The following is a 10,924-nucleotide window of genomic DNA, read 5'->3' as shown; positions in this document are numbered from 1 at the left end:
TTTTAAACTCTGATAGTAATCAAAACTATCGGAAACACAAGAACCATTAGCTCTAACTCTTCCAGCAACAATGTGTATGTGATCATGAGGGCGATCGCTATGGCGGACTAATATATAAGGATTTTGAGTGAACCCCATTGATTTGAGATATTGATTCCCAATCAGATGCCAAGTTAAATCATCAAGGGGTTCTGGGTTAGATAAAATACCATGAAACATAGGATTTCTGACTCGATCATTAATTTCAGTATAAAAATGAAACTCGCGGGTCAAAGAACTGGGTTCAGTTGAGGCAACCGTCCCACCGATAATACTCGCACCTTCTTTCTTTAAAACATAGTTAAGGCAACGATTAAAGTCACTTCCTTTAAACTGTTTACCAATCAAAACTTCTTCTCCATCATTGCTATGGTTTTTTTAAGTTCCTGAATATCTGTCTGAAGTTGTCTGACAGTCCCATTATTAGAGTTAGAAGAATTAAGGTTACTAAGAGTTTGAGAAATAGCAAAAAGAGTATCTCTAATTTGACCAAACATAGAATTAAGTTCTTGGTTATTAGAAAAAAAATGCTCTTTGACCAATATGTGTCGAACAGTGGCAGAAACACTTAAACCTAAATGATTCGCTAATTCCTGTATTTTTTGTTTTTCAGAGGCTGAAACCCTGATCTCACACTTCTTTAGTCGCTTGTTAAATTCCATTTTGCCACCACTTAATTATTTAAAAAACTTTGCTAAAAACCCTTGAACATTAACGGTTAGGGTTGCCTGATAAGACAGAAAAAAATTACTAAACAATTCTCTTGATTGATTTGTGGGGGGAATTTCTCGCTCAACTAAGAATAATCTAATAACTTTTCCAATGGGGATTATTTATATAACTGATGTAATCAAATGGGGGGATACAATATCAGTTCGTACAAATTTCTCGTCATTCTAGCAAATATTTTCTCATCGAACAACATATTTATCGAATTTATTGCGATTCAAATAGGCGATTGGGGAGTATGTCAATTCCTAGTGACTAGGGCAATCTGAGGCGTGATCGACGATGAAGTTAGATCTGTTACCAAAGTCCTCACATAGTGTTGCAGGATGTCACATCTTCTTTGCCCAATATTGCCACTCAAGCAAGACATAGGAGACAAGGGCTAAGTAGGATGAAATATTTTAGATCAACATTCGTCCTTATGGTCGAAGTCGAAATCCAAGTCGAAGTGGAAGGTCGAAGATACACCTATAAAACTCAAAGTGCTATCACCAAAAAGCGATCGCAAATCACATCACATCTACCCGAATGCAAAAACCTTGAACCACCAGCAACATTAAATGAGTTGTTTAAACAAAAGGTTTCAGAAACTGCATTAACCTGACCTTAACCAGCATTAAGAAATTGTTTAGTGAAAAATGGGAAAATAAGGGGGATTTGGGGGTATCAAGAAACCCCATAATACAAATTTGTCATGACAAATCCCATTGCTTGCGGTCGGTGAAAAGTGACTAAAAGTAGTATAAAAGAAAGACGAAAAAAGGGGGGGAGAAAAGGGGGTTTTTTGGGAAAATGGACATGATATAAACAAAATAGCCAACAAAAAAAATCGAAAAAAGCGGAAAAAAGTGGGTAAAAAAAGACAAAAATAGGACAATAAACAGATGAATGTCCTAAAAGTGTCCAGATTTTAGACCTCTGAAAAACCCTGAAAAATCAAAGAAAAAAAGGAGAAAAAAAGTGCCAGAAAAAATTTTAAATGTGTCAATCGATCTAGGCGGCTCAAAAACGAAAGTGATCGGAGGAACAAGTTTTAAAAAAAGAGTCGTGTTGACAATGGAACCATCATTAGCTGAAGTGCCTTTGAGCATTTTGAATAATGTGATGGGATTAGAGAATGCCAACCTAGAAGATAAAGTGTGGATTGAAGTAGAAGACAAAATTTATGCAGTGGGATATTTAGCCAAAGTGTTAACAGTAAGTAACCCACAACTAACGGCTTTGAAATCCATCACCGCTATTCCCAAGATTCTGGGAGTCATCTGGGTTTTAAAAGAGAAATTAAAATTGTCAAATGAAGTAAAGGTTAATTTGAGTTGTCTTCTACCACCAGGAGAAATTAAGGATAGAGAGAAATTAAAAGTTGAACTAAAACAGGTATTTAGCGAAGGAGTTAATACTCCAACGGGAAAATTAATGCCAAAACTAAATTATTTCAATTGTTTAGCAGAAGGATCGGGGATTTATATGTTACACCGAGCTAAAAAAGGGAAAAATTTGATTAATGTTTCTGTCGTAGGGGTGATGATGCTAGGGTATCGTAATGCTTCAGTAATGGTATTCAGAAGAGGAATCATTAATGAGTATCAAACAAATGAACTAGGATTTGCCCATTTGATAAAAAGTATGGTCAAACAATTAAGTGGACAAACCATAGAAAGGTTAACGCAACCTATTGTAAGATATCGGGAAACGGGGTCAGAAGTGCCATTGCATTCACTATTATTAAGTGATAATAAATCAGGAGAATTGGAAGAAATCAAGAAAGCTTCAAAAGTTAGTCAAGAAGGCTATGAATATGAATTGTCTAACTGGTTAAATGAAGTATTACCCTCAGATTTAGAAGAGGTGATATTAGCAGGAGGAACCAGTGATGATCCCTTAATAAAAGCTAAATTATTAGACTATTTTTCTGATAAAAAGGTGTATCTTCATGCACAAGTAGAATTCCCTTCTGATGTAGAAGCTTTGGGATTAGGCAATCGCTTTGGGGATGTGTGGTGTCTTTGGGAGTTTCTGAATTTTCAATTAAGTCAGCAAAAAAAACGAAAAATTGCTTAAATCTAAGAAAATAAAAGGAGAAAAAAGATGAATAAAGAGACTTCACACAAAAGAGAAAACATTTCTCTTACTTATAAACCCCTTGATAATCATCCTGATTATCACTTAATTAGATTACTCAAAAAAAGAAAAAAACAACAAGGTATTATGCCGAAAAAGTCTATTTTAGAAGCAACAAAAGCATTTTGGTTGCCCATTGCTTGTTTAAATGTAGACACTTATTCAACAGAGGAATTAGAGCAGATGTTTTGGGAATCTCTAGCTCAATTAAATGCTCAACAAGAACTATTGTGGAATATTGTCGGACAAGCTCTAAATATAGAAAGACCTCAAATGAATGCGGGATTTCAGCCTATGGTTTCTCATAATCAAAAAAAGAATTGGTTATTTGATGATAGAGATGAATCTGATGAGAACATCTATAGCGGTTTAGCTTATGATGAAGGCGGAATTTTGTAATTAAAAATTAAGAATAAATTAAGTCAATTTAAACATAAAAAGATGGCTTAATTTCCTGATTGATTCTTCATTGAAAATTAATTATTTTGTTTAAAAATGGAACAACCAACTCAAGAACACTTACAATTATCTAGAAAAAGACAACAGTTAATTTTGACTTACAAACCTAATGATGATAATCCTGATTATTATTGGATTGAGTTACTAAAAGAAAGAAAAGCGGAACGAGGTATTACTCCAAAAGAGTCGATTTTAGAAGCAGCAAGAGCTTTTTGGATGCCGATAGCTTGTAGCAAATCTCAACAATACTCTTCTGATTGTCTAACAGAAATGTTTTGGGAATCTATAGCTAAATTAAATGCTCAGCAAGAATTATTATGGAATACGGTTGGAAAAAGTCTAAATCTAGAAAGACCTCCAACAACAGTGGAAACACAATGGACTTCATCTAATAATAATAATCCCCCTTCATTGAATAATGACTCAAAATCAACTCCCAATAAATACAGTGGTTGTAATTATAATGGAGTCGGATTATTGTAGTTCAAAAATAAAATTTGTTTCAGTTTAGATGAGTAAAGATTTGAAAAAAGGAGGCAAAACTATGAAAGGATTACACTTGTTTGGAGGAGAAAAAGGAGGAGTTGGCAAATCCACCACCGCGCAAACGGGCGTTGAATATTGTCAACTAAAAAAGATAGATTATAAGCTATTTGATGCAGATAGAACATCTCCCGATGTAGGAGAAATTTACGAGCCTAGTATTTATCTAAATGGAGGGAAAAACGGATATCAGCCTAATAATAAAAACCCAGGAAATCGAATCTACTTTTCAGAAGAAGCTGAAGATAGTTTCTTGGCTGATAATTTATTTGCTCTCGCTTGTGAACAATTAGTTCTTGTTAATTTACCGGCACAAGTTTCTGTGATAGTAGATGCTTGGTTAGCTAGAGGAATTTTAGAGTTAGCTGAACAAGAAAAGGTAGATATTTATTTCTGGTTTGTTACCGATGGCTCTCCAGAATCAATTAATCTATTATCTAAGTTTTTATCGACTTATAAAGATGTTAATATAGTTAAAACTATATTAGTCGTCAACGAAGGACTTTCTAAGCAAGCGATGGACAATATTAATAATTCTTCCATTGCTAAAACGGTTAAAGCTCAAACAAGAGCTATAATTAAGATGCCTTTACTCTTTTTATCTAGTCAAGAAAAAAAACTTTTAAAAGAGAAAAGAATCTCTCTAACTGCAGCATCTCAAAGAGAAAATACAGAAGGATTAAATCTGATTGCCAAACAGCGTGTTAAGCAATTCCTTCGTAATTGTCATGAACAAATAGATAACCATGATATTTTCAATTTGAAGGTTGAAGCTAAAACAAATTAGGCTTTCATTCCCAACTAGCTATTAATTAATTAGTTAGTTGGGAATATAACCGTAAACATCAATAAAATTACCAATTTAATTATGTTTGAACAAGATTTAGAAGAAGAATGGAGTGTATCAGAAGTAGAGGAAACGGATAATATACCCTCTGATACTTTAACTCCAGAACAACAAAATATCAAAAATACAGAATCTTTATTATCCGAGTTTCTTGGGGATAAAGATGACATATTTAAAGCCAAAGTGTTAAATATTGTCGTTAAACATGGGCTTCCAAGCAATGATCCTTTATTTCTGTTACTCTTTGCCACCAGTGCGCTGCAAGTAATGCTAGAAGAAGCTCCTTCGGCCTTACATCTGTCGTTAGAAGAAGCTCGTCAGACGCAAGAGAGTATCGCCCGTGATGCCACTCGCCTTACCCAGTCAGAGATTGCAAAGGCCACCAAAGAATTAATCACCAAAACCGAAGCTCTACAATTATCTCGCCCTTCCAAAGTATTGATTCCAGGGCTGTCATTGTTTGCGGTCGTGTTCGGACTAGGATTATTGAGTGGCGTGGCCTTAACTTTCTCCCTCAATCAATTATCTTCATCAGGACGAGTTCTTAGTGTCTCTGAAGCGGCTACCTTAGACTGGGCAGAGAGTGCAGAAGCAAAATATGCTAAGAACCTTTGGGAATGGAACAAACCTTATTTGCAAAGCGGTAATTGTATGAAGGATATGCAGGAACTAGGGGTTAAACTAACCTTTGGTACAAAAACAGTAACTTCGGGTATCTGTGCTTTATGGGTTGTTCCGCCTAATGAACGTCAATATCAACAGTGAAGCAAATTTATCTACCGCCTATCATCATTGACTTTCTCAAACAGCAAGCGATTAGCCAACCCCAGTATCATAAACCAGTTCGTTTAAAATCAAAATGGCCAAAACTAAGCTGGTTTGTCTGGGGGGCGATGGCTTTGGTTGTTTTTCAATTAACCATCATCATCTCATTAAGCTATCGCATTAATAATGGATATGTGGTGCTGGTGCTAGTAAGTTTATTAATGATGGGACTAGGGGGAATAGGAGGATGGTGGTGGGTCAAATCAGTTTATAGCTCACCAGAACATCAATTGTACCAATATAATTCACAACAGTATCAGTCCGCTTTAAAATTATTACAGCGTCAGCAACATAGAAAACTGAGACAATTATTGGCAGGAAACCTGCCGGAATTAGTTAAAGAAAATAAGTTAACTCCATTGGACAAAAAAATAATAGGACTGCTTAAAAAAAAGTATTCTTTTCTTCAAGTCTTGCCTAAAATGAAAGTGTTAAAGGATGAGGATTGGATAGACATTCCATGTCTCCTAATTTCTCAAAGAACTAATGTGTTAATTGGGGTATTTTTTATCCATAATGATTTAGAAGAGAGTTCCTGGGAAAAACTCTTAGAGACTGAGTGGGTAATTTTACCCGTCAAATCTCTTGAGACCCTAGTTAATATCCTTAATTATTTGAGAGATAAGTTAAACTTAATTTAAGAAAAAAAGGGGGGTTTCCCCCTTTTTCTGTTCCCTAAAGTTCCACGTCTTCACACATTTGAATTAATGTGTTTAGTTCGGCTTTAATTGGTGTAAAAACCACTTTTCCTCCTTCCAAGAAACCTTTGGAGCAGACTTGGTTATCTTTCATGACCATCGTATGTCCATTGATTTTGACTTCTTGTCCAGCAGTTAAAAGTGCGATAACTTGAGTGAATTTAGATTCCATGATCATCTCCTATAGACTTCAAGAAAGATTTCCGAAGGAAAAAATAAATTAATGTCATCAAGGAAAAAATAAGCCCTAATAATAGGACTTATAAATTTTGCCGATTTGGATTTATTTAGAATGGAATGGGATCATCCCCATTAGATTCATTTGTGGGTTGGCGTTGTACGGTAGGTTGGGGTTGTGGAGCAGGGGATGGTTGTGCAATAGGTTGGGAGTTAGCAGTAGGTTGGGGTTGTGGAGCAGTAGGTTGAGGTTGTACAGTAGGTGATGGTTGCCTAACAGGTGATGGTTGTGCAGTAGTGACAACAGGTAGGGCATTATTAACCGTTAACAACATCGAATGACTAGGATTATGTTCATTCGGAGGATAAACATTCAAGCTACCCGAAACAACATGAACACTATTGGCACCAGCTTCTTGTAAGAAGAGTGCTGATTGTCCAAAGCTTCTATAAGGAATTGTTCGGGTTTGAGTTTTGCCTTTCTCATAGAATTGGAATTTAGCTTGTCCTGATACAACGATTTTGGCTTCTTGCCCAATATATTCGGTGCTAACAGAAATTAATTTGACTTTTAATTGAATGTTGTTCATTATCCGTATTGACTCCTATAGTTTTGTCATGAATTGTGTCCGAAGGACTTTTTTATTAACGAAAAAAATAACCTCTAGATTAATAGTTTCTAGAGGTTACTAATTATTTAAAAATCATCTTGATTTTGAGTTTGAGGCTCAGTTTGGGATGATGTAGGCTGAGATTGGTGATTAGAATTACTGGAATTACTGGAATTGTTAGCACTAGCAAGTAATTCTAAACGGTTGACACGAATGATAGGTTTACTGCGTAGTATCCCTGTTTCTTTGTCTTGCCATTCATCCAATGCAAGTTGACCTTCAATTCCAATCAGAGAACCTTTTTGAACATAATTTCCGACAACTTCTGCTTGTTTGCCCCAAAATTGTAAAGTAAACCAATTGGGAACTTCATCTTTTTTGCGACGATTAACTGCTAAGTTAACCTTAGCTAAAACTGAACCAGAATCAAAGTATTTAATTTCAGGATCTTGACCAATACGACCTACTAAATTAATTTGGTTCATGTTGAGATTAGCCATTGTTTGCTCCTATTTTTATTGAGGTGAAAATTATCAGAAATTTTGAGCGAAGCTCTTTTTTATCTTTCAGGGATAAACTAGCTAAAAAAATCAACGACTAATAGCTTTGTTTTTCTGATTTGTTGATGAATTTTGTTGAGTTGGTTGACGAGCTTCTAGAAGAGCTTTTTTAAGGTTGTGAACGAACTCAGGATTAGTAAATTTATTAACATCTTGTGGGGATAGTCCAGGGGAATTAACAGGTAAATTAATAGCAGACCACTGAGGTTTCCCCGTGGGATTTTTATTTTCAGCAATCATTTTAGGTTGACCTGATTGATTATCGATTAATTGTAGTTTTTGCCCATCATAAATAATGGTATTTTCTTTCCCTTGATAACTGAAAGTATTAGAAGTTTGCTCATATTTAAGACCCGTCGCCTTTGTCAAACGTTTAAGTTCAAGTAGGCCGATAACTACAGGAGCTACTTTGTCTGTACGTTCTTGTTGTAGAGTAATGTTTTCTGGCATAAATTCCTCCGATAAAGGTAAGGATAGTAAAGGGTTTTCTGAAGGGTTAACTGATTGTAGATTGACTTCTTTGTGCTTGTTTGAAACCAGTGATTGTTTATTAGTTATTGGTGGGGTCAAAGATGGTGATGATAAGTTAACTGTTTCTTCAAACACCGCTTGACTGTTAACAATACGTTCTTCTTGTTGTTTTTTAGGTAATGGAAGAATAGAAACTAATTTTTCTTGGTAAGAACTCACAGGGGTTTCTGTTGAAACGTTAGCGTCATAAACTTGATCAAGCTTGTCTTCCATTGCTTGACGTATGGGTTTGGGAATATCTGATTCCAATACCCAGAACACACCATAACTTCGTTCGGTTTCAGAGGAAATTCTAGGATCGTCAGGATTAACTAAGCTATAGGGAATATCTTGATTCTCAAAAAAATTCTTGGTAGCAGAGACTAAATGAAGATCAACACTTAATCCCAATGTTGGTAAAGTTTTTAGGGTGTTGTCAGGTTGTTGCCATTTTTGCTCAAACTGATGTAATAAAGTCGGTTGAGTGGTTATGGCTTCAATAAATTTTTCAGTCGTTGGATTGAGTTTTCCGATGGTTGTTTCAGGTTGAGATGTTACTTGCCATTGCCCACGTTCTGGATACTGTATGGAATCTGGGTCTATTTCTATTCGGGCGGCGGTAACTCGTGAGGTAATATTAGCTTCAAAGGTTGCCCCTTCTTTGAATAACCCTGCTTTCGTTAAAGCTTCTTTTGATGCTTTTTGGTTGGTAGTAAATTCACCAATAGGTAACAATGAACCATCCGCTTGTTTAATATTGGCCATCATTACCTTTTTTTTAGGAACTTCAAGGGAGAGAGTTAACTTGATTTTCTCTCCATTAAACTGAGTTTCTTTGAGTTCTTTATCCCCTAAAAAGTTAGATTTTTCTATCTTTAAAGGAGTTCCTTGTTCAGTGGTAGCAATAATTTCACGAGCATTGCCTTCCCCATAACTATTTAAAGTTGCTTCAAAGGTTAACCCATTTTTAAAAAGATTATGTTCTTGAAATAAAGCGACAGCATTATTATCAAGTTGACCTAACTTTTTGCCATTAATGCTAATAATAGGTTGAAGGGGTATATTCTGTTGTTGAGATAAAACAATGGTAGCAGATTCATTTCTGAATTCCTTTCCAACGGTGGGATACTTAGTCATATTGCCAATGACAATCTCAGTATCTTTTAACTGGGTATGGTCTATATCTAAACGAGCAGTAGTGAATAAATCTCCTTTTATTTCCCCCTTGACTTTTGTTCCTATCGGCAGTTGATATTCTTTATAAGATGCTACCCCAAAGGATTGATATTCTTGAGTATCTGGATTTAACACCTGCCATATTTTTTCACCATCAAAATCTTGAATTTGTAGGTCAAGAAGTTCGTCAGATTTCCATAAGGTTTCTGGGACTTCGTTATACTGTTTTAGTTGCCCAACTAAGAAATTATCGAATTGTAATTCAGGGTTAGTTATTTGTTCTAATACCTTATCTCCAAAGGCATCATAAACAAAATTATTAGTGGTATCATGACTATGATTATGGCATAAATGCCAAGTAGCATTAGCATATTGATTAACTTCATCAGGGGTTAGTTTGCTTTCTAGTTCATTACGCCAATCATTAACGAGATTCTTTGCTTTATTAAAAAGTAATTGAACTTCCTTTTTCCCCAATGATTGAGCAATTTTAACTTCAGCGTTACTGGTTTTAATACCAGCTTTTAGACCATATTTTTCTCTGGATAGTTCACACACCATCCCTAAATTTTTCCAGTTTCCATCATCGTCTAGATATTGCGCCATTAATTTATGGTTCTTTCTAGTTTTTGGGTTGGTATTATCTACCAGTTTTAAATGAAGAGCAGTAAAGCTTTGAACCTTACTATGGGAAATGAATCTTTTATAATTAACGATTTCGATATTTTTTCCAGTTTTAGTCGTGATTCTAAGGTGAGTATCATCTTCTAATTTCTGTTTACGGTTATAGGCTGAAGCTAAGTTATAAGAAGCATCATATCTAGCTTTCATTTGCTTAACTTCTAACATTTGTTGAAAAGTATAATTATTAGGAAAAAGATTTTTGAATTGTTCTAGCGGGTGAGTGGTTAATTGATTTTCCTTGAATTCAACGTTAACTAGAGAAGCCGTTAATTCAGTCGGAGAAAAGCCTTTTGTTTCTAAGATATCATTACGATAAGTATTGTAATCTTTTTTTTCTTTAAAATAATCAACAGGTCGATATAATAATTTAGTTAAATTATTGATGTAATCTTTATCAGGTTCTCTGGCTGATTTAAACAAATCTACAGCAATTTGGTTTTGATAACATCCTTCTTCCACCATACTTCTGTAGATACCTTTTTGGAGAGAGAAAATCTCTTGTAATTGCTCTTTTTCTAAAGGTTGATTTGGATTATAACTAGCTATTTTTTCAAATTGTGGACGAACCGAATCAGGAATCGCTATGGGGTTTTTGCTATTTTTTTCTTGTTTTAAAGCTTTTTGTGCTGTATTAATTAATTTTGTGGCTAATTGTTGTTTAATCGTTGGGGTTCCATATTGTTCGTAAATTTCTTGTTCTGACAGTAACACTTCAAAAGTGGTAACACTATTATTAATGGAACCGACACTAATCCCATCAGCCTGATGTATAGCCATCACTTCAAAATCAGTTCCCTCTGGGAATGATAATTTATCTTCTTTGCGAGTCGGTTTATAAAGATTTTCGGGCTGTGTTAAAGTGATCGCTTCTTTGGCAAAATTAGGGAACCTCGATACTTCCGCTACTCCTATGCAGTCCCCGTCAAAATCGGCGGCCATCCTTTC

The 10,924-nt window shown here is 35.2% G+C and carries 13 protein-coding genes; 7 read left to right on the top strand and 6 right to left on the bottom strand.

Features of this window, described 5'->3' with window-relative positions; translation table 11 throughout:
* Positions 1-387 (bottom strand): relaxase/mobilization nuclease domain-containing protein (locus tag P9B04_RS06710; protein ID WP_342054224.1); only part of this gene is annotated, 387 nt, incomplete at its 3' end.
* Positions 384-701 carry a plasmid mobilization protein gene (locus P9B04_RS06705; protein ID WP_342054223.1) on the bottom strand — a complete coding sequence of 106 codons (318 nt, stop codon included), beginning with the start codon at positions 699-701 and terminating at the stop codon, positions 384-386. The genes P9B04_RS06710 and P9B04_RS06705, both read right to left, overlap by 4 nt.
* A 488-nt stretch (positions 702-1,189) precedes the next feature.
* Between P9B04_RS06705 and P9B04_RS06700 the strand changes: the two genes are divergently transcribed.
* The 7 genes from P9B04_RS06700 to P9B04_RS06670 all read left to right on the top strand — a co-directional run bounded on the left by P9B04_RS06700 (position 1,190) and on the right by P9B04_RS06670 (position 6,204).
* On the top strand, positions 1,190-1,372 hold the full coding sequence (locus P9B04_RS06700) for a hypothetical protein (protein ID WP_342054222.1): 183 nt from the start codon (positions 1,190-1,192) through the stop codon (positions 1,370-1,372).
* Between the two features lie 452 nt (positions 1,373-1,824).
* Positions 1,825-2,829 carry a ParM/StbA family protein gene (locus P9B04_RS06695; protein WP_342054221.1) on the top strand — a complete coding sequence of 335 codons (1,005 nt, stop codon included), beginning with the start codon at positions 1,825-1,827 and terminating at the stop codon, positions 2,827-2,829.
* A 27-nt stretch (positions 2,830-2,856) separates the two neighbouring features.
* Positions 2,857-3,288 carry a hypothetical protein gene (locus P9B04_RS06690; protein WP_342054220.1) on the top strand — a complete coding sequence of 144 codons (432 nt, stop codon included), beginning with the start codon at positions 2,857-2,859 and terminating at the stop codon, positions 3,286-3,288.
* Between the two features lie 96 nt (positions 3,289-3,384).
* A complete protein-coding gene (locus tag P9B04_RS06685; protein ID WP_342054219.1) occupies positions 3,385-3,831 on the top strand; it encodes a hypothetical protein in 447 nt (148 codons plus the stop codon).
* A 61-nt stretch (positions 3,832-3,892) separates the two neighbouring features.
* Positions 3,893-4,678 (top strand): hypothetical protein, encoded by a 786-nt coding sequence (locus P9B04_RS06680; RefSeq protein ID WP_342054218.1) that lies wholly within the window; start codon positions 3,893-3,895, stop codon positions 4,676-4,678.
* An 81-nt stretch (positions 4,679-4,759) separates the two neighbouring features.
* A complete protein-coding gene (locus P9B04_RS06675; protein WP_342054217.1) occupies positions 4,760-5,503 on the top strand; it encodes a DUF6753 family protein in 744 nt (247 codons plus the stop codon).
* Entirely contained in the window at positions 5,500-6,204 is a 705-nt protein-coding gene (locus P9B04_RS06670; protein ID WP_342054216.1) for a single-stranded DNA-binding protein, read from the top strand. Before P9B04_RS06675 ends, P9B04_RS06670 begins: the two co-directional genes overlap by 4 nt.
* Positions 6,205-6,238: 34 nt before the next feature.
* Here P9B04_RS06670 and P9B04_RS06665 read toward each other — a convergent pair whose 3' ends face one another.
* From P9B04_RS06665 to P9B04_RS06650, 4 genes are all read right to left on the bottom strand, one after another.
* Positions 6,239-6,433 (bottom strand): hypothetical protein, encoded by a 195-nt coding sequence (locus P9B04_RS06665; RefSeq protein WP_342054215.1) that lies wholly within the window; start codon positions 6,431-6,433, stop codon positions 6,239-6,241.
* 115 nt (positions 6,434-6,548) lie between these two features.
* Positions 6,549-7,028: a hypothetical protein gene (locus tag P9B04_RS06660; RefSeq protein WP_342054214.1), complete on the bottom strand. Its 480-nt coding sequence runs from the start codon at positions 7,026-7,028 to the stop codon at positions 6,549-6,551.
* A gap of 107 nt (positions 7,029-7,135) precedes the next feature.
* A complete protein-coding gene (locus P9B04_RS06655; RefSeq protein WP_342054213.1) occupies positions 7,136-7,549 on the bottom strand; it encodes a single-stranded DNA-binding protein in 414 nt (137 codons plus the stop codon).
* A gap of 90 nt (positions 7,550-7,639) precedes the next feature.
* A partial coding sequence (locus P9B04_RS06650) for a hypothetical protein (RefSeq protein ID WP_342054212.1) occupies positions 7,640-10,924 on the bottom strand: 3,285 nt, incomplete at its 5' end.

It is taken from the genome of Crocosphaera sp. Alani8 (genome assembly GCF_038442745.1).
Classification (GTDB): Bacteria; Cyanobacteriota; Cyanobacteriia; order Cyanobacteriales; family Microcystaceae; genus Crocosphaera.
The sequence above is the reverse complement of the archived record's forward strand: the minus strand, read 5'-3'. Positions and strand labels throughout refer to the sequence as shown.

Excerpts from the sequence above, each read along its gene's own strand:
- P9B04_RS06660 (WP_342054214.1), bottom strand. The coding sequence starts at position 7,028 with ATGAACAACATTCAATTAAAAGTCAAATTAATTTCTGTTAGCACCGAA.
- P9B04_RS06665 (WP_342054215.1), bottom strand. The coding sequence starts at position 6,433 with ATGGAATCTAAATTCACTCAAGTTATCGCACTTTTAACTGCTGGACAA.
- P9B04_RS06690 (WP_342054220.1), top strand. The coding sequence starts at position 2,857 with ATGAATAAAGAGACTTCACACAAAAGAGAAAACATTTCTCTTACTTAT.
- P9B04_RS06680 (WP_342054218.1), top strand. The coding sequence starts at position 3,893 with ATGAAAGGATTACACTTGTTTGGAGGAGAAAAAGGAGGAGTTGGCAAA.
- P9B04_RS06685 (WP_342054219.1), top strand. The coding sequence starts at position 3,385 with ATGGAACAACCAACTCAAGAACACTTACAATTATCTAGAAAAAGACAA.
- P9B04_RS06695 (WP_342054221.1), top strand. The coding sequence starts at position 1,825 with ATGGAACCATCATTAGCTGAAGTGCCTTTGAGCATTTTGAATAATGTG.
- P9B04_RS06700 (WP_342054222.1), top strand. The coding sequence starts at position 1,190 with ATGGTCGAAGTCGAAATCCAAGTCGAAGTGGAAGGTCGAAGATACACC.
- P9B04_RS06675 (WP_342054217.1), top strand. The coding sequence starts at position 4,760 with ATGTTTGAACAAGATTTAGAAGAAGAATGGAGTGTATCAGAAGTAGAG.
- P9B04_RS06655 (WP_342054213.1), bottom strand. The coding sequence starts at position 7,549 with ATGGCTAATCTCAACATGAACCAAATTAATTTAGTAGGTCGTATTGGT.
- P9B04_RS06705 (WP_342054223.1), bottom strand. The coding sequence starts at position 701 with ATGGAATTTAACAAGCGACTAAAGAAGTGTGAGATCAGGGTTTCAGCC.